19 protein-coding genes are annotated in these 24469 nt (G+C 74.3%); 6 read left to right on the top strand and 13 right to left on the bottom strand.

Annotated features, from left to right (window positions below):
- Positions 1–278 precede the first annotated feature (278 nt).
- The 10 genes from ACF9IK_RS26190 to rsmH all read right to left on the bottom strand — a co-directional run bounded on the left by ACF9IK_RS26190 (position 279) and on the right by rsmH (position 13081).
- Positions 279–1085 (bottom strand): cell division protein FtsQ/DivIB, encoded by an 807-nt coding sequence (locus tag ACF9IK_RS26190; protein ID WP_395296544.1) that lies wholly within the window; start codon positions 1083–1085, stop codon positions 279–281.
- A complete protein-coding gene (gene murG / locus ACF9IK_RS26185) occupies positions 1078–2184 on the bottom strand; it encodes an undecaprenyldiphospho-muramoylpentapeptide beta-N-acetylglucosaminyltransferase (RefSeq protein WP_313763339.1) in 1107 nt (368 codons plus the stop codon). Before murG ends, ACF9IK_RS26190 begins: the two co-directional genes overlap by 8 nt.
- A 6-nt stretch (positions 2185–2190) precedes the next feature.
- Positions 2191–3498, bottom strand: a complete 1308-nt coding sequence (gene ftsW, locus ACF9IK_RS26180; protein ID WP_395298684.1) for a putative lipid II flippase FtsW — start codon at positions 3496–3498, stop codon at positions 2191–2193.
- 110 nt (positions 3499–3608) lie between these two features.
- A complete protein-coding gene (murD, locus tag ACF9IK_RS26175; RefSeq protein WP_395296543.1) occupies positions 3609–5060 on the bottom strand; it encodes a UDP-N-acetylmuramoyl-L-alanine--D-glutamate ligase in 1452 nt (483 codons plus the stop codon).
- Positions 5057–6118 (bottom strand): phospho-N-acetylmuramoyl-pentapeptide-transferase, encoded by a 1062-nt coding sequence (mraY, locus tag ACF9IK_RS26170; RefSeq protein ID WP_395296542.1) that lies wholly within the window; start codon positions 6116–6118, stop codon positions 5057–5059. The genes murD and mraY overlap by 4 nt, the downstream gene beginning before the upstream one ends.
- Positions 6119–7519, bottom strand: coding sequence for a UDP-N-acetylmuramoyl-tripeptide--D-alanyl-D-alanine ligase (locus tag ACF9IK_RS26165; RefSeq protein WP_395296541.1), 1401 nt, complete (start codon positions 7517–7519; stop codon positions 6119–6121). It lies immediately after the preceding gene.
- The gene (locus ACF9IK_RS26160; RefSeq protein WP_395296540.1) at positions 7516–9081 is read right to left on the bottom strand and encodes a UDP-N-acetylmuramoyl-L-alanyl-D-glutamate--2,6-diaminopimelate ligase; all 1566 of its coding nucleotides are present in this window, start codon (positions 9079–9081) and stop codon (positions 7516–7518) included. Before ACF9IK_RS26160 ends, ACF9IK_RS26165 begins: the two co-directional genes overlap by 4 nt.
- 93 nt (positions 9082–9174) lie before the next feature.
- Positions 9175–11496 carry a penicillin-binding transpeptidase domain-containing protein gene (locus tag ACF9IK_RS26155; RefSeq protein ID WP_395296539.1) on the bottom strand — a complete coding sequence of 774 codons (2322 nt, stop codon included), beginning with the start codon at positions 11494–11496 and terminating at the stop codon, positions 9175–9177.
- A complete protein-coding gene (locus tag ACF9IK_RS26150) occupies positions 11493–12071 on the bottom strand; it encodes a cell division protein FtsL (protein WP_395296538.1) in 579 nt (192 codons plus the stop codon). Before ACF9IK_RS26150 ends, ACF9IK_RS26155 begins: the two co-directional genes overlap by 4 nt.
- Before the next feature lie 35 nt (positions 12072–12106).
- Complete coding sequence (gene rsmH, locus ACF9IK_RS26145) at positions 12107–13081, bottom strand: 16S rRNA (cytosine(1402)-N(4))-methyltransferase RsmH (protein ID WP_395296537.1); 975 nt, start codon at positions 13079–13081, stop codon at positions 12107–12109.
- Between the two features lie 570 nt (positions 13082–13651).
- On the opposite strand from rsmH, the gene ACF9IK_RS26140 reads away from it, so the two are divergent.
- The 4 genes from ACF9IK_RS26140 (at position 13652) to ACF9IK_RS26125 (ending at position 19366) form a co-directional block, all read left to right on the top strand.
- Positions 13652–14191, top strand: a complete 540-nt coding sequence (locus ACF9IK_RS26140) for a beta-class carbonic anhydrase (protein WP_395296536.1) — start codon at positions 13652–13654, stop codon at positions 14189–14191.
- A gap of 351 nt (positions 14192–14542) precedes the next feature.
- Positions 14543–15589: an AAA family ATPase gene (locus tag ACF9IK_RS26135; protein WP_395296535.1), complete on the top strand. Its 1047-nt coding sequence runs from the start codon at positions 14543–14545 to the stop codon at positions 15587–15589.
- A gap of 1 nt (position 15590) precedes the next feature.
- On the top strand, positions 15591–16913 hold the full coding sequence (locus ACF9IK_RS26130) for a DUF58 domain-containing protein (protein WP_395296534.1): 1323 nt from the start codon (positions 15591–15593) through the stop codon (positions 16911–16913).
- Positions 16910–19366 carry a transglutaminaseTgpA domain-containing protein gene (locus ACF9IK_RS26125; protein ID WP_395296533.1) on the top strand — a complete coding sequence of 819 codons (2457 nt, stop codon included), beginning with the start codon at positions 16910–16912 and terminating at the stop codon, positions 19364–19366. The genes ACF9IK_RS26130 and ACF9IK_RS26125 overlap by 4 nt, the downstream gene beginning before the upstream one ends.
- A 175-nt stretch (positions 19367–19541) precedes the next feature.
- On the opposite strand, the gene ACF9IK_RS26120 is transcribed toward ACF9IK_RS26125, so the two are convergent.
- From ACF9IK_RS26120 to ACF9IK_RS26110, 3 genes are all read right to left on the bottom strand, one after another.
- Positions 19542–19931 carry a DUF3040 domain-containing protein gene (locus ACF9IK_RS26120; protein ID WP_395296532.1) on the bottom strand — a complete coding sequence of 130 codons (390 nt, stop codon included), beginning with the start codon at positions 19929–19931 and terminating at the stop codon, positions 19542–19544.
- A gap of 407 nt (positions 19932–20338) precedes the next feature.
- The gene (locus ACF9IK_RS26115; RefSeq protein WP_395296531.1) at positions 20339–21091 is read right to left on the bottom strand and encodes a methyltransferase domain-containing protein; all 753 of its coding nucleotides are present in this window, start codon (positions 21089–21091) and stop codon (positions 20339–20341) included.
- Between the two features lie 73 nt (positions 21092–21164).
- Positions 21165–21737 (bottom strand): SAV_6107 family HEPN domain-containing protein, encoded by a 573-nt coding sequence (locus ACF9IK_RS26110; protein WP_395296530.1) that lies wholly within the window; start codon positions 21735–21737, stop codon positions 21165–21167.
- A gap of 570 nt (positions 21738–22307) precedes the next feature.
- Here ACF9IK_RS26110 and ACF9IK_RS26105 point away from each other — a divergent pair.
- On the top strand, positions 22308–22940 hold the full coding sequence (locus ACF9IK_RS26105) for a DUF4126 domain-containing protein (RefSeq protein WP_395296529.1): 633 nt from the start codon (positions 22308–22310) through the stop codon (positions 22938–22940).
- A 10-nt stretch (positions 22941–22950) separates the two neighbouring features.
- A complete protein-coding gene (locus tag ACF9IK_RS26100) occupies positions 22951–24450 on the top strand; it encodes a phytoene desaturase family protein (RefSeq protein WP_395296528.1) in 1500 nt (499 codons plus the stop codon).
- Positions 24451–24469: the final 19 nt, after the last annotated feature.

Raw genomic sequence — 24469 nt, 5'->3', positions numbered from 1 at the left:
GTTTCTGACTGAATGTCCGAAATGCCGACCACCGACCCCAACCCTAAACTTGACCTTTAGGGTTAGTCCTGTGCCCCCGTCACATCACCAGGGGACACAGTCTGGTGACACAGGACACTAGGTGGCCGCTGGCACGTGTTTCAACGAACACGCCGAGCTTCCCTTTTTCTTTTGAGCCTATGTGATCATCGGCCGGCCGATGAAACCGGGGTGACCACCAAGGTTCGGGCCGACGCCGAAAGCCGTCAACCCCTCCCTCAATCACAGAACCTACCGGATCATCCGGACACCGCCGGCGCCTCGGGCGCACTCACATCGAAGTTCGTACCCTTCTGATGCATCAGTGCCAACAGGACCCGGGCTTTTCGATCGATTTGCTCCGCACTCCCCCAGCGGACCGTGGTACCCCCACTGAGCTGAAGCTGGATGTCGTCGTACGAGTGCACCAGCACCGCCCCGGCCCGTTGCCGGATCTCGGCCGGAAGCCCGGCGGCGACCGCCACCGCGGCCTGGACCAGTTGGGGCCGGCCGAGCACCGGCTCCGCGTCGGCGGCCTGCTGGCTCAAGCGGAGCTCGACCACCGGGACGCCCGCCGGGGCCGCGGCCTCGGTGGCGAAGCTCACCCCGGCGGCGTCGACCTGGGTGAAGCGGCCGTCCTCGCCCTTCACGGCGGCGACCGCGGTCCGCTGGGTGAGCTTCACCCGCAGGGTGTGCGGCCACCCCCGCCAGACCTCGGCGTCGGCCACCCGCGGGATCGCCTCCACCCGCTTCTTCACGTCGTCGAGGTCCACCCGCGCCAACGGGCCGCCGCCCAGCTCGCCGATGGCCGCGCGGACCTGGTCGGCCGTCAGCCGGTCGTCCGCCGCACCCTGGACCGCGACGCTGCGCACGTCCAGGGCCGGGGAGAAGAACACCAGCCAGGCCAGCACGCCGACCACCGCGGCGCCGAGCACGCCCAGCACCGCGATGCCCCGCGGGGAGAGCCGGAGCCGGGGAGCGTACTCCTCCTCCCCGAACTCCACCTCGTCCCGCGGGTGCCCCCGGCCGGCGGCCGGGGACGGGTCGGCGAGCCGGCCGTCAGCCACGGCGGCGGCCGCCCCGGGCGGCGTCGATCGCCTCGTAGACCATGCCGACCAGCAGCTCGTCGGCGTCCCGGCGGCCGAACTCGGCCGCCGCCCGGCTCATGTCCCAGAGCCGCTGCGGGTCGGTCAGCACCGGCAGCACGTTCTGCAGCACCCAGTCCGGGGTGAGCTCGGCGTCGTCGACCAGCAGGCCGCCGCCCGCCTTGACCATCGGCTGGGCGTTCAGCCGCTGCTCGCCGTTGCCGATCGGCAGCGGGACGAACGCGGCGGGCAGGCCGACCGCCGCCAGCTCGGCCACCGTCATGGCGCCGGCCCGGCAGAGCATCAGGTCGGCCGCGGCGTAGGCGAGGTCCATCCGGTCCACGTACGGCACCGGACGGTACGGCGGCATCCCGGGGATGTCGTCCACCTGCGGCAGCTCGTTCTTCGGACCGACCGCGTGCAGGATCTGCACGCCGTACTGCTGCAGCCGCGGCGCGATCGCGGTGACCGTCTCGTTCAGCCGGCGGGCGCCCTGCGAGCCGCCGGAGACCAGCAGGGTGGGCAGCCGCTGGTCGAGGCCGAAGTAGTGCCGGGCCTCCGGGCGGGCCGCGTTGCGGTCCAGCGTGGCGATGGTGCGGCGCAGCGGGATGCCGATGTACCGGGAGTCGCGCAGCTTGCTGTCCGGCGTGGAGACGGCGACGAAGTCGCTGTACCGGGCGCCGATCTTGTTGGCCAGGCCGGGCCGGGCGTTGGCCTCGTGCACCACGATCGGCACGCCGGCCCGCTTGGCGGCCAGGTAGGCCGGCATCGCGACGTAGCCGCCGAAGCCGACCACGACGTCCGCGTTGACCCGCTCGATGATCTCCTGGGCGGCCCGGACGGTGCCGCGCAGCCGGCCCGGGACGGTGATCAGCTCGGGGGTGGGCTTGCGGGGCAGCGGGACGGCCGGGATGAGCTCCAGCTGGTAGCCGCGCTCGGGCACCAGACGGGTCTCCAGGCCGCGCTCGGTACCGAGGGCGGTGATCCCGACGGACGGGTCGTGCCTGCGGAGTGCGTCCGCGAGGGCCATGGCCGGCTCGATGTGACCGGCGGTCCCCCCGCCGGCGAGTACGACATGCACCGAAATTCACCGCTCCCTGCGTGCCGGCCCGGGGGCCGGGCGCGCTGTGGTTCGTCGTCGTGGCAGCACCCGGGCCAGTCGTCTCCTGATCCGGGAGTTCTTGCTCCGGGCGGCCAGGGCCGCCTTCGCGCCCGAGCTGCTGCGTGCCAGGCAGAGCAGCACCCCGATCGCGGACATGGCCGACAGCATGGCGGAACCGCCGTAGGAGAACAGCGGGAGCGGGACGCCCGCGATGGGCAGCAGTCCCAGCGCCGACCCCAGGTTGATCACGGCCTGCGCCATGATCCAGGTGGTGGCGGCTCCCGCGGCGTACCTGACGAAGGGGTCCTTCGTGCCGATGGCCACACGGATACCCGCGTAGCCTAGTGCCGCGAAGAGACCGATCACCGACAGCGTCCCCACCAGGCCGAGTTCCTCGCCGGTCGCGGCGAAGATGAAGTCGGTGTGCGCCTCCGGGAGCTGGCCCCACTTCTCGACCCCGGCGCCGAGGCCGGAGCCGAACAGGCCGCCGAGGCCGAACGAGTAGACGCCGTGCAGGGCCTGGAAGCAGGCGCCGGCCGGGTCGAGCTTGGTGACGCCGATGCAGGAGAGCCGCTCCGCCCGGTGTGGGACGGTGACCACCAGGGCGGTGCAGACCACGACGGCCACGCCGAGGGTGGCGACGAACAGCCGCAGCGGCGCGCCGACCATCCAGAGCAGGCCGAAGAGCATGGCCACCAGGATCATCGAGGTGCCCATGTCACCGCCGAGCATGATCATCGCCAGCAGCAGCAGCGCGCCCGGCACCAGCGGGACCAGCAGGTGCTTCCACTGGTCGAGGGTGCCGTTGCGCTGTTTGCGGGCGAGCAGGTCGGCGCCCCAGAGCACCAGGGCGAGCTTGGCGAACTCGGACGGCTGGAACTGCATCAGGCCGAGATCAAGCCAGTTCCGGTTCCCGTTGACCTCGACCCCGATGCCGGGGATCGCGACCAGCGCGAGTGCGCCGATCACCCCGAACATCGCCGGGTAGACGATCACCCGCAGCACCGCCACCGGCACGGAGGCGAAGCCGATCAGCAGCACCAGGCCGAGCACCACCGCGACCAGCTGTTTCAGGAAGTAGTACTGCGCCGAGCGGTGCTGGCCCAGGGCCAGGATCTGCGAGGCCGAGAAGACCATCATCAGGCCCAGGACCACGAGCAGCAGGGTCGAGCCGATGATCAGCAGGTAGGGCGTGAGCGGCCGGTCCAGGGTGTACCGCAGACGGGCCCGGAAGGCCTGCAGGCGGGCCAGCGGGCCGGCCGACTTGTAGGCGGTCGTGGTGGCCGAGATCACCCGCCAGGGATCGGCAGCGCCCTTTTCCGGCGCACCGGAACCGCCCACCCCGCCCTGCCCCGCCACCACTCCTGCGCTCCCTCGTCTCCGCGGCCCGCTCGCCGTTCCCGCTATGGCGTGTCCGCCAGCTCCCGGACCGCCGCCGCGAAGAGGTCGCCGCGCTCGCCGTAGTTGGTGAACATGTCCATCGAGGCGCAGGCCGGGGCCAGCAGCACGGTGTCACCCGACCGGGCGAGCGATGCGGCCGTCCGGACCACCTCGGCCATCGCCACCGCGCCAGTCTGGCCCTCGGCCGCCTCGATGACCGGGACATCCGGCGCGTGTCGCGCCAGGGCCTCGCGGATCAGCGCGCGGTCCTCACCGATCAGCACGGCGGCGCGCAGCCGCTGCGCCGCGCCCTGGACCAGGTCGTCGAAGGCGGCGCCCTTGGCCAGGCCGCCGGCGATCCAGACGATCGGCCGGTAGGCGGCCAGCGAGGCGGCCGCCGCGTGGGTGTTGGTGGCCTTGGAGTCGTCGACGTAGGCCACGCCGCCGACCACGCCGACCTCGGCGATCCGGTGCGCGTCCGGGCGGAAGGCCCGAAGGCCCTCGCGGACGGCCTTGACGTCGACGCCGTAGGAGCGGGCCAGCGCTGCGGCGGCGAGCGCGTTGGCGATGTTGTGCGGCGCCGGCGGGTTGACGTCCGACACCGAGCCCAGCTCGGCGGCGCTCTTGGTCCGGTCCGGCACGAAGGCCCGGTCCACCAGCAGGCCGTCCACCACGCCGAAGTTCGACGGGGCGGGCGCGCCGAGGCCGAAACCGATCGCCCGGCAGCCCTCCTCGACGTCGGCCTCGCGGACCAGCGCCTCGGTGGCCGGGTCGGCAAGGTTGTACACGCAGGCGACGACGTTGCCCTCGTAGATCCGGCCCTTGTCGGCGGCGTACGCCTCCATCGAGCCGTGCCAGTCCAGGTGGTCGGGAGCCAGGTTGAGCACGGCCGCCGAGTACGGGCGCAGCGAGGACGCCCAGTGCAGCTGGTAGCTGGAGAGCTCGACCGCGAGCACGTCGTACGGCTCCTCGGCGAGCACGGCGTCCAGCACCGAGACCCCGACGTTGCCGACGGCGGCGGTGCGCTTGCCGGCGGCGGTGAGGATCGAGGCGAGCATCTGGACGGTGGTGGTCTTGCCGTTGGTGCCGGTGACGGCCAGCCAGGGGGCCGGCTCGCCGGTGGCCGGCAGCGGCCTGCGCAGCCGCCAGGCGAGCTCGACGTCGCCCCAGACCTCGACGCCGGCCCGGTCGGCCGCGGCGAACAGCGTGCTGTTCGGCGGCCACCCGGGCGAGGTGACGACCAGTCGGGTGCCCTCGGGCAGGGTCGCGCCGTCGCCCAGGCGGACGGTGACGCCCTGGGCCTCCAGCTCGGCCGCGCGAGCCTTCAGGCCCTCGCCGGAGCCGCCGTCCACGACGGTGACCCGGGCGCCGAGGGCGCGCAGCACGCGGGCCGCGCTGATGCCCGAGACGCCGAGGCCGGCGACGGTGACCGGCAGTCCGGTCCACTCCGGCCCGGCCGGCTGGAGGTCGGTCATCCGGTCACCCATCCCGCGTAGAAGAGGCCGAGGCCGACGGCGACGCAGAGGCCCTGGATGATCCAGAACCGGACCACGATCAGGACCTCGGTCCAGCCCTTGAGTTCGAAGTGGTGCTGCAGCGGCGCCATCTTGAAGACGCGCTTCCCGGTCATCCGGAACGAGCCGACCTGGATGATCACCGAGAGGGTGATGATCACGAAGAGGCCGCCGAGCACGGCGACCAGCAGCTCGGTGCGGGAGCAGATCGCCAGACCGGCCAGGGCGCCGCCGAGGGCGAGCGAGCCGGTGTCCCCCATGAAGATCTTGGCGGGCGAGGTGTTCCACCACAGGAAGCCGAAGCAGGAGCCCATCAGGGCCGAGGCGACGACCGCGAGGTCCAGCGGGTCGCGGACGTCGTAGCAGTTGGCGGTGGCGGTGATGGCGTACGCACAGCTCTGGGTGTACTCCCAGAGGCCGATGAAGGTGTACGCACCGAAGACCATCACCGAGGCACCGGTGGCCAGGCCGTCCAGACCGTCCGTCAGGTTCACGCCGTTCGACATCGCGGCGATCATGAAGTACGCGAAGATGACGAACAGCACCGGGCCGATCGACCAGCCGAAGTCCCGGACGAAGGAAAGGTGCTGGGAGGCCGGGGCGAGCCCCCGGTCGTCGCTGAACTGCAGCGCCAGGACGGCGAAGGCGAGGCCGACGAAGGACTGGCCGAGCAGCTTCGCCTTGGCCCGCAGGCCCAGCGAGCGGCGCTTGACCACCTTGATGTAGTCGTCCAGGAAGCCGACCAGGCCCAGACCGGCCGTCAGGAAGAGCACCAGCAGCCCCGAGACGGTCGGGGACTCGCCCGTTATCGCCTTGGTGGCGAAGTAGGCGATCAGCGTCGCCAGGATGAAGGCGATGCCGCCCATGGTGGGCGTGCCCTTCTTGCTGTGGTGCGCCTTCGGGCCGTCGTCGCGGATGTACTGGCCGTAGCCGTGCCGGGCGAGCAGCTTGATCAGGGCGGGGGTGCCCAGCAGTGAAAGGACGAGGCCGATCATGCCGGAGAACAGGATCTGCTTCATTTAGGCAGCACCGTCCGCGAGCAGCGCCTCGGCCACCTTCTCCAGCCCCACCGAACGGGACGCCTTCACCAGGACCACATCCCCCGGCCGCAGCTGACTGCGCAGCAGCTCGACCGCCGCGTCCGCGTCGGACACCAGCACCGACTCCTCACCCCACGAACCTTCGTTCCTCGCGCCCAGTTCCATGCAGGCCGCCTCGCGACCGCCGACCGCCACCAGCTTGGTGACGTCCAGCCGTACCGCGAGCCGCCCGATGGCGTCGTGCTCGGCCAGGCTCTCCTCGCCGAGCTCCCGCATCTCGCCGAGCACCGCCCAGGTGCGGCGGCGCTCCGGGCCTCGTCCCCCCATCGAGACCAGCGCCCGCAGCGCGGCCCGCATCGAGTCGGGGTTCGCGTTGTAGGCGTCGTTGACGACGGTGACACCATCGGCCCGGTCGACGACCTCCATGCGCCAGCGGGACAGCGCACCCGCCTCGCTCAGTGCTTCGGCGGTGTCGTCGACGGACATCCCGAGCTCCACCGCCACCGCGGCGGCGGCGAGGGCGTTCGAGACGTGGTGCTCACCGTACAGGCGCAGCTGCACGGCTGCGGAACCGGTGGGGGTGGTCAGCGTGAACGATGGCCGTCCGGTGGAGTCGAGGCGAACATCCTGTGCCCTGACGTCGGCCTCCCGGGACTCGCCGAAGTACACCACCTTGGCCCTGGTCCGGGCCGCCATCGCCCGCACCAGCGGGTCGTCCGCGTTGAGGATCGCCGTGCCCTCCGCGGGCAGCGCCTCCACCAGCTCGCCCTTGGCCTCGGCGATCGCCTCCTGGGAGCCGAACTCGCCGACGTGCGCGGTGCCGACGTTCAGCACCAGGCCGATCCGGGGCGGGGTGATCGAGGTGAGGTACTCGATGTCGCCCTTGTGCCGGGCGCCCATCTCCATCACCAGGTGCCGGGTGCCCTCCTCGACCCGCAGCGCGGTCATCGGGTGGCCGATCTCGTTGTTGAGCGAGCCCGGCGGGTAGACGGTCTCGCCGTGGCGCTGGAGCAGCTGGGCGATCAGGTCCTTGGTGCTGGTCTTGCCGGCCGAGCCGGTCAGCGCGACCACTGCGGTGCCCTCGGCACGGGCGACCACGGCGCGGGCCAGCTTGCCGAGCGCGTCCACGACGCTGTCCACCAGGACGGCGGGCACGCCGACGGGGCGGGAGGCCAGGACCGCGACGGCACCGGCCGCGACGGCCCGCTCGGCGTAGTCGTGGCCGTCCACGTGCTCGCCGATGAAGGCCGCGAAGAGGCCCCCGGGGCGCACCTTGCGGGAGTCGACCTCGACCGGGCCGGTGACCGGGGTGGCGGGGTCGGCGCCGTCCAGGGTGCCCCCGACTGCTGCGGCCACCTCGGCCAGGGTCAGTGCGATCACGGCTGCTCCACTACTCCGGTGCCCCGGGCGGCCGTGGTCCGCGCGACGGCCTCGCGCAACACCTCCCGGTCGTCGAAGGGGCGGATCTCGTCTCGGACGTACTGGCCAAGTTCATGGCCCTTTCCGGCCACCAGCACGGTGTCCCCGGCCTGGGCGCGGGCCACCGCGAGGTGGATCGCCTCGGCGCGGTCGGGGACGACCAGGACGGCGCCGCGCTCGGCCTCGGGCACCGAGGCGGCGCCGGTCAGCATGGTGGCGAGGATCGCCAGGGGGTCCTCGCTGCGCGGGTTGTCGCTGGTCAGCAGCGCCGTGTCGGCGAGCCGGGCGGCGATGGCGCCCATCGGGGCGCGCTTGTGCGGGTCGCGGTCGCCTCCGCACCCGACCACCACGTGCAGCCGACCCTTGGTGACCTCGCGCAGCGAGCCGAGGACGGCCTGCAGGGCGTCCGGCTTGTGGGCGTAGTCGACCACCGCGACGTAGGGCTGTCCGGCGTCCACCCGCTCCAGGCGGCCGGGCACCCCGGGCACCGCGGCGACCCCGGCCACGGCCTGCTCCAGCGGCAGCCCGGCGGTGACCAGGACGGTGATCGCGGCCAGCGCGTTGGCGACGTTGAACGGGCCGGGCAGCGGAACCGCGGCGTCAGCCTCGGCCCCGTCCGGGCCGAGCACCCGGAAGGTCGAGCCGACCGGACCGAGCTGGACGTCCACCGCGCGCCAGTCGGCCTCGGGCGCACCGGTGGCGGAGAACGAGGTGATCGGGATCTTCGCCTCGGCGGCCAGCCGGCGCCCGTAGGCGTCGTCCAGGTTGGCCACCCCGAGGCGGGACTTGCCGGGCTGGAAGAGCCGGGCCTTCGCCTGGAAGTAGTCCTCCATGTCCGGGTGGAAGTCGAGGTGCTCGGGGGTGAGGTTGTTGAACAGCGCGACGTCGTAGACCACGCCGTCGGTGCGGCCGAAGACCAAAGCGTGGCTGGAGACCTCCATGGTCACCGCGTCCGCGCCGCGCTCGCCCATCACGGCGAGGATCGCGTGCAGGTCGGTGGCCTCGGGAGTGGTCCGCTCGCTCTTGATCCGCTCCTCGCCGACCCGCATCTCGACGGTACCGATCACCCCGGGGCTGCGACCGGCGCCGCGCAGACCGCCCTCGACCAGGTAGGAGGTGGTGGTCTTGCCGTTGGTGCCGGTCAGCCCGATCATCAGCAGCCGCTCGGAGGGCCGGCCGTAGACGGCGGCGGCCAGCTCGCCCATCCGGGCCCGGGGCCGGTCGACGACCAGCATCGGCAGGCCGGTGCCGGCCGCCAGCTCGGCGCCGGCCCGGTCGGTGAGCAGCGCGACCGCACCGGCCGCCGCGGCCTGGGCCGCGAAGGCCGCGCCGTGGTGGTTGGCGCCCGGGAAGGCCACGTACACGTCGCCCGGGCGGACGGCACGGGAGTCGTGGGTGACGCCGGTGACCGGGCCCCCCTCGACGGGCGCGAGGCCGAGCAGTCGGGCCAGCTCGGCGAGCGGCTGGGCCGCGGCCCCGGTGGGGCGGGGCGGGCTCACGGTGATTTGATCGGGTTTCGGCACGGCGGGAAGGCTATCCGCCGGAGGGCGTCCCTTGCCAAACCGGGCCGCCGCCGTGGCGTCGGCCCGCCCGGCCCGCTCGTTGTCCATGGTCGATCACGGCTTCCACTCGACGGGCAGGTTGGGCGCCTCGCTCCCGCTCGGCGGCACCTGCAGGGTCTTCAGGGTGAACTCCATCACCTGCTTGAACACCGGCCCGCAGAGCTGGCCGCCGAAGTGGCCGTTGACCGGGTCCTGGATCACGCAGGAGACCGTGACCCGGGGCTGGTCGGCCGGGGCGAAGCCGATGAACGAGGCGGTGTACCCGCGGTAACCGCCGGTCTTGGGGTCCACCCGGTTGGCAGTACCGGTCTTGCCCGCCACCCGGTAGCCGGGGATGGCCGCCCGGCCGCCGGTGCCCTGCTCGTCGGTGACGACGGACTCCAGCATCTCGGTGAGCGTCCTGGCGGTCTGCTCGGAGACCACCCGGGACTCCGCCCCCGGCGGGGCGGGCGAGTACCGGCCGTCCGGCGCGGTGGTCCCCTGGACGACGCTGGGGGCGACCCGCACCCCGCCGTTGGCGATGGTGGAGTACACCGAGGTCGCCTGGAGCGCGTTGACCGACAGGCCCTGGCCGAACGGGATGGTGTACTGCTTCGACGCCTTCCAGTCCTCCGGCTTGTCCAGGATGCCGGCCGTCTCCCCGGGGAAGCCCAGGCCGGTCTGCCGGCCGATGCCGAACTTCCGCAGGTAGTCGTAGAGCACCTTGTTGGCCTCGGGCTGGGTGGCGCCCAGGGTCTGGGCGGCCTCGATGGTACCGATGTTGGACGACTTGGCGAGCACCCCGGCCAGGGTCAGGTACCAGGTGTCGTGCACCTCGTCGTCCTTGAACGCCGTGTCACCGCGGACCAGCGGGTAGGGGACGGTGACCTTGGTGTCCCAGCTCGCCTTGCCGGTGTCCAGCACCGCGGCCATGGTCATCAGCTTGGCGGTGCTGCCGGGCTCGTAGACGTCCTGGAGCGCCGCGTTGCCCAGCTGGTTGGCCTTGGCGCTGCTCAGGCTGTTGGGGTTGAAGCCCGGCGAGGTGGCCATCGCGAGCACCTGACCGGTCTTCACGTCCTGGACGATGACGTAGCCCTTCTCCGCCCCGGCGTTGGCGACCTGGTCGGTGATGGCGCGCTGGGCGGCCCACTGGATGTCCCGGTTGATGGTCAGCCGCAGGTCGGTGCCGGGCACGGCGGGGTCGAGCGAGCCCCCGGCGGTGGGCACCAGCCGGCCGCCGGCCTGGGCGTAGCTGCTGTGGCCCTCCTTGCCGGCCAGCTGCTTCTGGTACTGCTGCTCCAGGCCGCCTGCGCCCTCGCCCTCGGCGTTGACGAAGCCGACCAGGTTGGCGGCCAGACCGTCCGAGGGGTAGACGCGCTTCTGGGTGTCGCGGTTGAAGACCCCGGCCAGCGGGTTGACGCACTCGTTGTCCAGCCTGGTCCGCCCGCCGCCCTCTGCGGGCTTGTTCAGCAGCCGCTTCTGGGCCGCGCAGGACCGTGAGCCCGCCTGCTTCTCCAGGGTCGACTTGAGGTCGCTGATCTGGTTCTTGACGTCCGGGGTCTGCTGGGCGGCCAGGCGCTTGTAGCGGGTCTTGGGGGTGTGCAGATCGGCGGCGATCTTCTCCTTGGACAGGCCGAGGATCGGCGCCAGCAGCGCGGCCGCCTGCTCGGGGGCGTCCGGGATGCCGGCGGCCTCCGGGGTGAACATGGCCGGGTCCGCGGTGATGTCGTACGCGTCGACGGTGGTGGCGAGGGCCACGCCGTCGGCGGACGTTATCGAGCCGCGCTCGGCGGTGATCGGGATGTCCAGGTAGCGGTTGGTGTTGGCGTCGGCGGCCAGCGCGTCGGAGTCCACCAGCTGGAGCTGGACCAGGCGGCCGGCGAAGACCGAGAACACCAGGGAGAGCACCACCGTGACCACCCGGAGCCGGCGGCGCGGGTCGGCCAGCCTGATCGACCGGGACTGCGGCGGACGGGCCTTCGGGCGCGGCCGCCCCGGCCCCTGGCCGCGGGCGGCCGGGCGGGCGTCGGAGCGGCGCTGCAGCGGGGTCCGGGGGGCGGCGGCCTTCGGCTCCCTGCGGGGCGTCCCGGTCTTGGCGGCCGCGGGTTTGGGCGCCTGTGACCGCGCGGGCGGCGGCTGCTGCGACCTCGCCGGCTGCGGCTTGGGCTTCGCCGGCTGGACCTTCGCGGGCTGGGCCTTCGCCGGCTGGGCCTTCGGCGGCTGCTTCGACCGGGCGGCGGGCTGTGGCTTGGCCGGCTGCGCCTTGGCGGGCTGGGGGCGGCCGCCCTGGGCACGCGGCACCTGGCCCCGCGGGCTCTGGCGGGGCGCGGCGCCCTTGGCCGTCGGCCGGGGCCGCCCCGTACCGCCCGCTCCGCCGGAGGGCTTCCAGTCGCTCATCGGCCCGCACCCCCGCCCACGGCGGGGGCGGCCGGGGGCGCAGGGTTGACCCGCACGGTGGTGTCGCCGCCGGACACCGGCGCGCTCGGCGCGGCGCCGCTCGGCTGGGCGCTCGGCTGTGCGCTCGGCGAGGGCTGCGGCTTGCCCGGCCACGGCTCGGCGGTGGAGCGCTTCACCGGCTGGTTGTCCTGTGCCGGACCGGGCGAGCCCAGCACCTTGCCGCCGTTCGGGACGTCGAGGAAGGCCATCCCCCCGGCCGGGACCATGCCCAGCTCGGCGGCCCGGCGGGCGAGCGCGTCCGGCGCGGAGTTCTGGTCGATCTGGTGCTGCAGGCCCTGCTGCTCGTCGGTGAGCACGGTGGTCTGCCGCTGCAGCCGGGAGAGCTCGAAGGATCCCTCGTTGAGCGCGGTGTTCATCGCGAGCAGGCCGAGCAGCCCGGCCGCCAGCAGGACCACCACCAGCACCGCGAACGGCGTCCGCCCCCGCACCGGCCGCCGCCCGGGGCGGACCGTGATCCGCGCCCTGCCGCCCTGCCCGGGGAGTACCGCACTCCCCGCCCCGCCTCCGGCCACCACGCTGTCTCCTCCGCCCTTCCGACCGCCCGGCCCGATCAGCCCCGGGTGCTCCGGTCCCTGATCCTCTCCGCCACCCGCAGCCGCACGGGCGCGGCACGCCGGTTCTCCTCGATCTCCGCCTCGGTGGCCTGCTCGGCACCGCGGGTGATCAGCTTCAGCCAGGGCTGGTGCTCCTCCGGGACGAACGGCAGCCCGGGCGGGGCGGTGCTGGTCGCGCCGGCCGCGAAGTACTGCTTGACCAGGCGGTCCTCCAGCGACTGGTAGGACATCACGACGATCCGCCCGCCCAGCGCCAGCACGTCCAGTGCGCCCGGGATCGCCCGGTCCAGCACCTCCAGCTCACCGTTGACCTCGATCCGCAGCGCCTGGAAGGTGCGCTTGGCCGGGTTGCCGCCGGTGCGGCGGGTGGCGGCCGGGATGGCGTTGCGGACCAACTCGACCAGACGCGCGCTGTTGGTGAACGGTTCCTTCTCCCGCTCACGCACGATCACCGAGGCGATCTTCCCGGCGAACCGCTCCTCGCCGTAGAACTTGAGGATCCGGGCCAGCTCGCCGTGGCTGTAGGTGTTCAGCACCTCGGCCGCGCTGATGCCTCGGGTCTGGTCCATCCGCATGTCCAACGGCGCGTCCTGGGCGTACGCGAAGCCGCGCTCGGCCTCGTCCAGCTGCATCGAGGAGACGCCCAGGTCGAACAGGACGCCGTCGATCCGGTCGACGCCCAGGCGCTCCAGAACCTCGGGGATCTCGTCGTAGACGGCGTGCACCAGGGTGGCCCGGTCACCGAAACGGGCCAGCCGCTCGCCGGAGAGCTTCAGCGCCGCCGGGTCGCGGTCCACCGCGATCAGCCGGACGTCCGGGAACTGGGTCAGCAGGGCCTCGCTGTGCCCGCCGAGACCGAGGGTGGCGTCCACCACCACGGCGCCGGGCCGGGAGATCGCCGGGGCCAGCGCGTCCATGCACCGCTGCAGCATCACCGGGACGTGCTTGGGAGCCGGATCGTTGGTGGTCATGCGCGGTGGCGCCCTTCCTCGGTGCGGAGCAGCCCGACGTCCGGGAGCTCCGACCATTTTGGCCCACCGCGGGCCGCGGCCGGCGCACGGGGGGAGCCCGCGGGCCCGGGACGCGGCCCGTGGTCCCCGCCCGCTCAGGGGGAAGGTCGTGACCGCCCGGCACCGGGGAAGGTGCGCCAGGTGGCACGGAGCGGGTGGAGGCCACGGGCCGCGTCGGCCGCCGCACCGGCCGGAAAGACCCGGTTGACGGGCCCCGACGGGTGTGCTCCACTGCGCCGCAACTCTATCGCGCGGCCCCCGCCAGTCAATGGCCCGCTCCGGCGCACCACCCGGGCGGCGGTACGGATCACCGCAGGTCGCAGGGGCACCGCCGGGCGGCCACCGGCCGGCCCGACGACCGGGCGCGGGGCTTCGCGCCCCCGGCCGCCCCGACCTCCCGGACCCCGCTGGGCGGATCGGGACGGAACGCCCGCGACGGTGTCGTTTTGTGGATATGCACTCGGTCACAGCCGCCCGGTCTGTAGCCCCGGACCCCACCACGCGGCGGTGAACCCCACTAACGTCTCCACCATGACAGTGACTCCCGACCGGCCCACGCCGTCCGCCGCTGCCGACACCGCACCCGCCATCATCGACCGCTTCGTGGCGGCCAACCGCGACTACGCCGTGACCTTCCGCGACGGAGGCATGGACGCCCGCCCCGTCCAGCGGATCGCCGTCGTCGCCTGCATGGACGCCCGACTCGACCTGTTCGCCGCCCTCGGGCTGGAGCTGGGCGACGCGCACGTCATCCGCAACGCCGGCGGAGTCGTCACCGACGACACCATCCGGTCCCTCACCATCAGCCAGCGCGCCCTCGGCACCCGCTCGATCGCGCTGATCCACCACACCGGCTGCGGCCTGCTCGGCCTCACCGAGGACTTCCGGCGCGAGCTGGAGCTGGAGGTCGGCCAGCGCCCGCAGTGGGCGGTCGAGTCCTTCGTCGACCTCGACGGCGACGTCCGGCAGTCCATGCAGCGGGTGCGCACCTCGCCCTTCCTGCTGCACACCGACGACGTGCGCGGCTTCGTCTTCGACGTCCACACCGGACTGCTGCGCGAGATCTCCTGATCCCCCCGGCTCCGCCCTCCCGGCCCGGCCGACCCCGCCCGGGCCCCGCCGGGGCTCCCTCCCGTACGCGGCCGACCGCCGTTCCCCCACCGCGGCGGCGACACCGCGCACCGCCTCCCGCCGGCCCGGACCGCAACGCCGGTGCTTCCGGGCAAGAGGGTGACTTCTGGCCACCGCACGGGGGAGAATGCGCCTGCCGGTCTGACCCCGAACCACCTGGGGCGGCCAGGCCGCAGGCCCTCCCCGGGCGCCGGTGTCCCCCGCGGAACCGCTCCTCGAAGGGCCGCGTCAAGCATGGGGTGGGGGCCCGGCCTCGGGGTGAGGCGGGCGAAGGTGCCAGGGAGCGTACGGGTGACGAGCTACAACGATCAGGCCGGTCTCGAAGGTCGTGCGGGGGCCGACCGGAGGGCACCCGGGTACCACCCGGTCGGTCTGCCCGAGCTCGCCGCCGTCGTGGACCGGGTACGGCAGAACATCGAGAGCGTGATCGAGGGCAAGCCGGAGGCCGTCCGGATCGCGCTCACCGTCCTGCTCGCCGAGGGCCACCTGCTGCTGGAGGACGTGCCCGGCGTCGGCAAGACCATGCTGGCCAAGGCGCTCGCCCGGTCCGTCGACTGCACCGTGCGGCGCATCCAGTTCACCCCGGACCTGCTGCCCTCGGACGTCACCGGCACCAACATCTTCGACCAGCACCAGCGCGACTTCGAGTTCCGCCCGGGCGCGATCTTCGCCCAGATCGTGGTCGGCGACGAGATCAACCGCGCCTCGCCGAAGACCCAGTCCGCGCTGCTGGAGTCGATGGAGGAGCGCCAGGTCACCATCGACGGCACCAGCTACGAGCTGCCCTCGCCGTTCATGGTCGTGGCCACCCAGAACCCGGTCGAGATGGAGGGCACCTACGCCCTCCCCGAGGCCCAGCGGGACCGCTTCATGGCCCGGATCTCGATGGGCTACCCGAGCCCCGAGGCCGAGCTGGCCATGCTCGACGTGCACGGCGGCGCCAGCCCGCTGGACGACCTGCAGCCGGTCGCGCACGCCGCGGACATCCTCAAACTGATCGACCTGGTGCGCACCGTGCACATCGCCGACCCGGTCCGCCGTTACGCCGTCGATCTGGTCGGCGCCACCCGCACCAGCCACGAGCTGCGTCTGGGCGCCTCGCCGCGCGCCACGCTGCACCTGGTGCGCGCCGCCCGCGCCGCCGCCGCCCTGGACGGCCGCGACTACGTCACCCCGGACGACGTCCAGCGCCTGGCCGTCCCGGTGCTCGCCCACCGCCTGATGCCCACCGCGGAGAGCCACCTCGGCCGCCGCACCGCCGAGCAGATCGTGGCCGAGCTGGTCGCCCGGCTCCCGCTCCCGCGCCCGCAGGGCGGCCCGGCCGTCCGGAGGGGCTGAGGTGTCACCGTCCGACGAATCGTCGGGCCTGCGAGCCGGGCTGCGCGGCCTCACCACCCGGGGCCGCTCCTTCCTCGCCGCCGGGCTCACCGCGGTGGCCTGCTCCTACCTGCTCGACCAGAGCGCGCTGCTGCACGTCGGCATCCTGCTCGCCGCCCTCCCGCTGGCCGCCGCCCTGCTGCTGGCCGGCACCCGGTACCGGGTGGCCAGCGGCCGCCGGCTCAGCCCGCACCGGGCCGTCGCCGGCCAGGAGGCCCGGGTCCACCTGCGGATCGACAACGTCTCCCGGGTGCCCACCGGCCTGCTGCTGCTGGAGGACAAGGTCCCGTACGTGCTCGGGCCGCGCCCGCGCTTCGTGCTGGACCGGGTCGAGCCGCGCGGGCACCACGAGGTCTCCTACCGGGTCCGCTCCGACCTGCGCGGCCGCTACCCGCTCGGCCCGCTGCAGCTGCGCCTCGCCGACCCGTTCGGGATGTGCGAGCTCGGCCGCTCCTTCTCCGCCTACGACGTGCTCACCGTGGTGCCGCAGGTGCAGCAGCTGCCGCACGTCCGGCTCAGCGGCGAGTGGATCGGCCAGGGCGAGAGCCGGGCCCGCACCCTGGCTCTGGCCGGCGACGACGACGTCATCCTGCGCGAGTACCGGCCCGGCGACGACCTGCGCCGGGTGCACTGGAAGTCCACCGCGCGCTACGGCGAGCTGATGGTCCGCCGCGAGGAGCAGCCGCAGAAGGCGCGGGCCGCCGTCCTGCTGGACACCCGCGAGATCGGTCACCGGGGCAGCGGCCCCGCCTCCTCCTTCGAGTGGGCGGTCGGCTGCGCCGCCTCGGTCGCCGGCCACCTGCTGCAGCGCGGCTACCAGACCCGGCTGCTCACCGACCTCGGCCACTGCGTCCCCGGCCCCGAGGCCGGCGGCGGCAACACCGCCGCCGATGCCTCCGGCCTGATCCTGGACGCGCTCGCCGTGGTCGACCTCTCCGACGGCGCCGGGCTCTCCCGGGCCGAGGACCCGCTGCGGGCCTCCGGCGAGGGCCTGCTGGTCGCCGTCCTCGGCGACCTGGACGAGGAGCAGACCGCCCGCCTGGCCCGGCTGCGCACCCGCACCGGCGGCGCGGTGGCCTTCCTGCTCGACACCGGCACCTGGGCCGGCCTGCGGATGATCGCGCCCGACACCGGCGGGGAGGAGTTCCAGGCCAGGGTCCGGCAGCTGCGCGAGGCCGGCTGGACCGTCCTGCCGGTCCGCGCCGGGGACTCCGTCCCCGAGCTGTGGCAGGCCGTCGACCGGGCCGATTCGCCCTCCCCCTACCGAGAAGAGGCCGGCGCGTGACCACCCGGGCCAAACTGACCGTGTACTCGGCGCTGGCCACCGCCCTGGCCGCGCTCTGTCTGACCCCGCTGCTCACCACGAAGGGCTGGATCACCCACGCCTACCTGGTGATCGCCGTGGTCTCGGCGGCCGGCGCGGGCCTGCGCCGGACGCCGCTCTACCGCTGGACGGTGCCGCTCGGGCAGCTGGTCGTCCTGTTCCTGATGCTGCTGATCGGCTTCGCGGGCTCCGCCGCCAAGTGGGGCGGCCTGCTGCCCGGCGGCGACTCCGTGTCCGCGCTCGGCCGGGTCTTCGCCCACGGCCTGGACGACATCGAGCAGTACGCCATCCCGGCCCCGCCCAGCGCGGGCCTGCGGCTCATCCTGGTCGGCTCCATCGGGCTGATCGCCGTCGTGGTGGACACCGTCGCGGTGACCTACCGGCGCTCGGCCCTGGCCGGGCTGCCGCTGCTGGCGCTCTACTCGGTCGGCAACGGGCTGGCCGGCGACCGCGGCAGCTGGGTCTGGTTCGGCCTCGCGGCCGCCGGCTACCTGGTGCTGCTCTTCGCCGAGGGCCAGGACCGGGTCTCACGCTGGGGCCGGGTCTTCCGCGGGACGCCGCGCGGCACCGAGGGCTCCGGGTCGCTCAGCCTGAGCGGCCAGCGGGTCGGCGTGCTCGCCCTCGCGCTGGCCCTGCTGGTGCCGCCCTTCCTCCCGCACTGGGACGGCGGCCTGATCCACTCCGGCGGCTCCGGCGGATCCGGCGGCCCGGGCTCGGGCACCGGCGGCGTCAGCAGCCTGGACCCGCTGGTCAGCATGGCCTCACACCTGACCAACCCCAGCAACGAAGAGCTGTTCACGTACGCGATGGACAGCGTCTTCGCCGACACCGCCTACCTGCGCACCGGCTCGCTCGACAAGTTCGACGGCACCGCGTGGACGCTCAGCAGGCCGGCGGTCTCCGAGCTCCCGAACACCCTCCCCCAGCCGGAGGGCCTGCGGGACCTCAAGGCCCCCACGGTCACCGGCGAGTTCAGGATCAGCAACCGGCTGGAGGAGGGCTGGCTGCCGATGCCCTACCCGGCGTCCTCGGTCAGCGTCCCGAACCGCTCCGACTGGCGGATGGACATCCTCACCGGCACCGTCGTGCCGAACCGGGACAGGGCGCTCAAGGGCCTGAACTACAAGGTCGTCGCGCTGGACGTGAAGCCCACGGCGGACGAGCTGCGCCAGGCCCCGCCCGCACCGTCCAAGATCATGGAGCAGTACACCTCGGTGCCCGCGAACCTGCCGACGAGCGTCAAGCTGCAGGCGGCGGACCTGACCAAGAGCGCGAAGACGCCGTACGACAAGGCGATCGCCCTGCAGAACTGGTTCACCGGCCCGGAATTCGAGTACACCACCGCCATCAAGGACAGCGGCACCGGCAGCACCGCGATCGAGGCGTTCCTGCGCGACAAGCGCGGGTTCTGCGTGCACTTCGCCTCCTCCATGGCGGCGATGGCCCGCACCCTGCAGATCCCCGCCCGGGTCGCGGTCGGCTTCATGCCCGGGAACGCGAAGGCCGGCAACTCGTACTCCGTGACCGGCCGGATGTACCACGCCTGGCCTGAGCTGTACTTCGAGGGCTACGGCTGGATGCGCTTCGAGCCGACCAAGGGCCTCGGCGTGCAGCCCCGCTACACCTCGCCGGTCGTCGAGCCCACCACCGCCCCGGCCCCTCAGCCGACCCTCACCGGGCAGGCCACCGGGCCGGTCACGCTGCCCTCGGCGAGCAGCAGCTGTGACCCCAAGCTGCGCCGGATGGGCGAGTGCGGGGACGAGCAGAGGACCGCCGGCTCGGCGCGGCAGGACTCCTGGGTGCCGTCCTGGCAGGTGCTGGTCGCCGCCGCGGTGGCGCTGCTGGTCGTCGCGCTGCTGCTCACGCCGATGATCTGGCGGACGCGGCTGCGCCGCCGCCGGCTCGGCGCGGGCGGGCGGCGCCGGCCGGGCGGGGACGGCCCGGCGGAGCTCACCGACGCCCAGGTGCTGGCCGCCTGGGAGGAGCTGATCGACTCCGCCTGGGACGCCGGCATCGCGCCGGACGAGTCGCGCACCCCGCGCGCCGCTGCCCGCCGGATCGCGGAGACCGCCGAGCTCGGCACCGAGGCGGCGGCCGCCGCCGGGCGGCTGGCGCTGGCCACCGAGCGAGTGCTCTACGCCCGCTCCGCCCGGCTGTCGGACCAGGTCGTGGCGGACGTCCGGACCGCCAGGGAGGGCCTGAAGGCCGGCGCCGGCCGGGCCGTCCGGGCCAGGGCCGTGCTGCTGCCCCCGTCCTCGGCCCAGCTCTGGTGGCGGATCTCCGACGCGGTGCTGGGCGCCCGGCTCGCCGTGCGCCGCCGGGCCGCCCGGGTGACCGGGGCGGTGACCGGGCCGGTGCGCCGGGCCCGGGGCCGGCTGCGGCACCGGGGCGGAGAGGACGACGGCAGGCCCTGAGACCGGGCCGCCGGGACCGGAGCCGTCGCGGCTCCGGTCCCGGACCGGAGGCGGGACCCGGCTCACGGGGCATACGGCCGCCGGACGAAAACGCCGAGGGCGGGCAGTCGGTCGACTGCCCGCCCTCTCGGCGTTCGTGAGGCCGGGTCCTTCCGGCCGGGGCGTGCGGGGCCGCTCAGAACCCGCCGGTCTGCTCGTCCCTGCGTCGCTGCCAGCGCTGCTCCACCCGGTCCATCATCCCCGCCTTGCGGCGCGGAGCGGCGGCCGGCCGGGGGCCGGAGGCCTGACCTGCGGAACCGCGGCGCCAACCCGTCACAGCGAAGACCGCGCACCCCAGCATCACCAGGAACCCGACGACGCTGACCCAGATCTGGTCGGGGACGACCATGCCGCCCATCAGCAGGCCTACACCCACCACGAAGCCTCCGACGGCCAGGTAGACCCGCCGACGGGTGTAGGTGCGCAGCCCGGTTCCCTCAAGCGCCGACGCGAATTTGGGATCTTCGGCATACAGCGCTCGCTCCATCTGGTCGAGCAGTCGCTGCTCGTGCTCCGAGAGCGGCACGGAGTCCTCCTACTCGTCGGTCGCGGGTGCGACCGGTCCGCCGCCCCGGTCGGGGAGGCAAGTCCAATCAGCCATGAAAACGCGCGGTCGGACGCCTGTGCGGGGGCCCGGGCCCGTGTCGTCCATATGCCCCGAGCGTCCGGCTGTCATGCTTTCCGGCTTTACCCAGATCATACGGTCCACGGGCCCGTTCCGGGGTGGTCGACCACGCGCGGGACGGGCCGCATCGGACGGTCCGCGCCGCACTGGACTCAACGCCGCCCGGCCCGGACAAGTGCCCGATCCCCTGGAATGGGTCCGGAGCTGGGCAGCTCAGGTGGGGGGCGGCGTGGAGCGGAGGTGGACCCGGGGTGCTCCCCGCAGCCGGTCGGACGGGGGCGGCGCGAGCCCTTTTGCTCATCGCCGGGTCACGCCAGGGTGGCCAGCAGGTGGAGCTGGGTCGCCACCGCGTGGAACGCGGGCTGTGCGGCGGCGGCCTCCTCCAGCTTGAGCAGCGCCTCCAGCGCACCCGGCTCGGTGTCCACCAGGACGCCGGGCACCAGGTCGGCGAAGACCCGGACGCCGTGCACCGAGTCCACCCGCAGACCGGCGCCGACGGCCAGCCGGTCGAGCTCGTCGCCGGTGAAGCGGCGCGGCATCGGGTCGTTCCCGCCCCAGCGGCCGTCGGGAGCGTCCAGCACCGTCCGGGCGTCGTTGAAGTGGCCCCCGAGCGCGCGGGCGAGCACCGCACCGTTGCGGTTGGCGGCCAGCAGGCTGACGAAGCCGCCGCGGCGCAGGGTGCCGACCAGGCTGCCGAGCGCCTCGGCCGGGTCGTCCACGACCTCCAGCACCCCGTGGCAGAGCACCGCGTCCACGCTGCCGGGGACGACCAGTTCGGGCAGCGTCTGGGTGTCGCCCTGAACGGCGCGCACCAGGTCGGTCACGCCGGCCTCGGCGGCCCGGCGCTCCAGCGCGAACAGCGCGTCGGGGCTCGGGTCGACGACGGTGACGCGATGGCCCAGCCGGGCGACCGGGACGGCGAAGTTGCCGGTACCGCCGCCGGTGTCGACCACGTCGAGCACCGGCTGGTCCAGCTCGGCCGTCCGCTTCTCCAGGGCTGCGCGCACCACCTCCCAGACCACGGCGGTACGCAGGGCGCTGCGGGGACGCGTCGGGTACAAGGCGGGGCTCCTCGGCAGATCGATCGGATGGCCTCCACCTTAGACCGGCCGGGGTCCGCCCCGGTCCCGCCGGTCACCCCCGGGGGCCCGGGTCGGCGACGGCCTCGCCGTCCAGCGGCAGCCGCGGTGCGGGCGGCGCCGGGTGCAGCCCGAGCAGCCGCTCCACGAGGCGGAGGAAGAGCGCGGAGTTGCGGATCAGGTCGTCGGCGTCGCGGGCCGAGGCCGCCCCCCTGATCCCGGCCTCCGCGGCGGCCCGGCGGCGGGCCCCGGCGGCGAAGTAGGGCGCCCACTCGGCGAGCTCGGGCGCGACCTCGGGCAGTACCTCCCAGGCGCTGCGGATGGCCTGGCGCCGCCGCGCGCTCTTCTCCGGCCGGCCGCGGACGGCGAGCACCGCCGCGACCGTACGCAGCGCGGCCAGGTGGGCGGCGGCGTAGCGCTCCAGCGGGTCCTCCAGGGCGCGGGCCCGGACGAGGGTGCGGTGCGCGTCGGCGAGCAGGTCGAGTGCGGCCGGCGGGGCGGCGACCCGGCGCAGCACCGGGTGGACGTCGGCACCGGCCGGGGCGTGGGCGGACGGGCCGGGGGCGCCCGGCCGGTGGGCGGCGGAGTGGAGGCGGGCGGTGACGTTCTCAGGGTGGCTGATGGTCATGGTCTCCCCCGTTCCGAGGCAGCGCGCGGGCCGGACGGCCCGTGCCCCTCCATCGTGAACGGCACCACTGACAATGCGTCCGGTACGGCCCGGGGCGCCCTCCGGCCGTCCCCGGGCATGCGTGCGGGCGGCAGCCGCCGACCGTCTCCCTCCGCCGGTCCGCGTCCCGCCGCCCCGCACCCGCCGAACCGCCGTCCCCCCACGGGCGGCGCTTCGGATTCCCCGGGTCGCCGGTCCCCCCTGACCCGCTCCGCCGCCCCGTGCCGGCGGTGCGGGCCTGCGGCCGGCTCCGGTGCGGACCCGCCGGTGACGGGCGCGGCGCCGTCCCATGAACCGGCGCCGCCACGTGTCCGCAGCCCCGGGGGCGCGGCGCCCGACGCGCCGCCCTCCCGGTGCCCACCACTCTCCCGTCCCCGCAGGTCGGGCACCATCCGCTCGGATACTCAAGTGCGGTTCTGAGTATCCGTACTCACCCGGGTGGACCCGGGAACCGACGGGCACGGCTCCGGCGTCCCGGTACGGTACGGCGGGCCGGGCGGATCCGGCACCCGCCCCGTCGAGGAGGACCGGATGACGATCGTGCCGCTGATCTTCACCAGCGGACTGGCCAGCGGGATCAACGCCTACGCGGTGGTCCTGCTGCTCGGCCTGCTGGGCCGGTTCGGCGGGGCCGACGCGGTGCCGCCCGCACTGGAGCGCACCGACGTGCTGGCCGCCGCGGCCGTCCTGTTCCTGCTGGAGGCGGTGGCCGACAAGGTCCCGTACGTGGACAGCCTCTGGGACGCCGTCCACACCGTGGTCCGCCCGATCGCCGGTGCGACGGTCGGGGCGCTGATCGCGAGCGCCGACCCGGGCTCGCTGGGCGAGGTCGCGGCGGGCGCGATGGGCGGCACCACCGCACTGGTCAGCCACCTGGTGAAGGCCTCGCTGCGGATGGCGGTGAACACCTCGCCCGAACCCGCGAGCAACATCGCGGTCAGCCTGGCCGAGGACCTCTCGGTGGCCGGCCTGGTCACCCTGGCGATCTTCCACCCGTGGCTGGCCGCCTCGCTCGCCGCCGCCCTGCTGGCCGCGGGCCTGCTGCTGGTCTGGTTCGCGGTCAACCGGATCCGCACCTTCCGGGCCCGCCGGCGCGAGCGGAAGGCCGCCCGGGCGGACGGCCGGGCGGCACCGGCGGCGGGGGTGCCCGCGGCCCGGCCATAGGATTCGGGCCATGGCACGGATCGTCATCATCGGCGCAGGAATGAGCGGGCTCGCGGCGGCCTCCCGGCTGGCGACCCTCGGACACCGGGTGACGGTCTGCGAAGCGGGTGCCACGTACGGCGGCATGGTCGGCCGCTACGAGCGGGACGGCTTCGCCTTCGACACCGGCCCCGGCCTGCTCACCCTGCCGGCGGTCTACCGCGACCTCGCGCTGAAGACCGGCAAGGAGCCGTTGGAGCAACTGGTCGAGCTGGCCCCGGTCGACCCGGAGAGCCGCCACCTGCTGCCCGACGGGACCGACCTGCTGCTGCCCAACGCCTCCCGGGGCGGCGTCGTCCAGGCCCTGGACGACGCGTTCGGCCCCGGCGCGGGCGACCGCTGGGCCGAGGTGATGAACCACGGCCGCACGGTCTGGGAGGCCACCCGCCGCCCGTTGCTGGAGGAGCCGCTCCCGGCCGACCGCGCGGCGCTGCACACCGACCCCTACCCCGTCCCGCCGCAGCGCGGACTGCTCGCCCGGCTGCGCGGCCCGCGCGAGTGGACCCTCGGCGACGTGGCGCAGCGCCGGCTCGACGGCCACCCGGGCCTGACCGCGCTGCTGCACGAACACGCCCTGCGGTCCGGCCTCGTCCCGGACACCGCTCCCGCCGGCGCGACCGTGCTGCCGTACATGGAGCTGTCCTTCGGCGTCTGGTACGTCAAGGGCGGCATCCGCGCGCTGGCGGACGCCGTCCACCGGCGGTGCGAGCAGCGCGGGGTGGTGTTCCGCTTCGGCACCCGGGTCACGAAGGTGCTGGAGAAGGACGGCCGCGCGCGCGGCGTGGAGACCGCCGGGGGCCCCGTCGAGGCCGACCTGGTGATCTCCTCGATGGACGCCCGGACGCTCTTCCACGACCGGATCGCGGAGTGGCCCGACGGCGATCCGCAGGAGTGGGGACACCCCGAGGTGCCCACCGGGCGGTTCGTCGTCCTGCTCGCCCTGCGCGGGGCCCGGCCCGCGGGCACGGCGCACCGCACGGTGGTGCACGCCGCCGTCCCGGCGCGGGAGATCGACGCGCTGACCCTCTCGGCCGGCCTCTGCGAACGTCCGACGGTGCAGGTGCTGCGCCCGGACGACCCGGCGCTGCGCCCCGACGACGACCACGAGACCGCCGTGCTCACCGCCACCGTCCCGACGCAGGGCGACGTCGACTGGACGGCGCCGGGCGTCGCCGAGCGCTACGCGGACCGGCTGCTGGAGCACGTCGACGCGGCCGGCCTCGGCCTGCGCGAGCGGATGCTGTGGCGGGTCGTCCGGACGCCCGAGGACACCCGCCGGGAGACCGGGGCGTTCGGCGGCGCCGTGTCCCGGCCGGCCCTCGCCGGGCGCGGCGGGGACTGGCTCCAGCTCGCGACCGAGTCGCCGGTGCCCGGCCTCCTCCTGATCGGCGGCGCCGCCCACCCCGGCGGCGGGCTGGCCCGGGTCGGTATGTCGGCCTGCATCGCGGCCGGCGTCGTCGGCCCGGCCTGAGCCCGAGCGGAGCGCGGGC

Source organism: Kitasatospora hibisci (genome assembly GCF_043950205.1).
Taxonomy (GTDB): domain Bacteria; phylum Actinomycetota; class Actinomycetes; order Streptomycetales; family Streptomycetaceae; genus Kitasatospora; species Kitasatospora hibisci.
Note: the sequence above shows the minus strand (reverse complement) of the source record. Positions and strands in the feature narration are given on the sequence as shown.

What these genes read in the sequence shown, in the direction of transcription:
- mraY (WP_395296542.1), bottom strand. Translation starts at nt 6,118, where the DNA reads ATGAAGCAGATCCTGTTCTCCGGCATGATCGGCCTCGTCCTTTCACTG.
- ACF9IK_RS26140 (WP_395296536.1), top strand. Translation starts at nt 13,652, where the DNA reads ATGACAGTGACTCCCGACCGGCCCACGCCGTCCGCCGCTGCCGACACC.
- ACF9IK_RS26100 (WP_395296528.1), top strand. Translation starts at nt 22,951, where the DNA reads ATGGCACGGATCGTCATCATCGGCGCAGGAATGAGCGGGCTCGCGGCG.
- ACF9IK_RS26110 (WP_395296530.1), bottom strand. Translation starts at nt 21,737, where the DNA reads ATGACCATCAGCCACCCTGAGAACGTCACCGCCCGCCTCCACTCCGCC.
- ACF9IK_RS26105 (WP_395296529.1), top strand. Translation starts at nt 22,308, where the DNA reads ATGACGATCGTGCCGCTGATCTTCACCAGCGGACTGGCCAGCGGGATC.
- murD (WP_395296543.1), bottom strand. Translation starts at nt 5,060, where the DNA reads ATGACCGACCTCCAGCCGGCCGGGCCGGAGTGGACCGGACTGCCGGTC.
- rsmH (WP_395296537.1), bottom strand. Translation starts at nt 13,081, where the DNA reads ATGACCACCAACGATCCGGCTCCCAAGCACGTCCCGGTGATGCTGCAG.
- ACF9IK_RS26155 (WP_395296539.1), bottom strand. Translation starts at nt 11,496, where the DNA reads ATGAGCGACTGGAAGCCCTCCGGCGGAGCGGGCGGTACGGGGCGGCCC.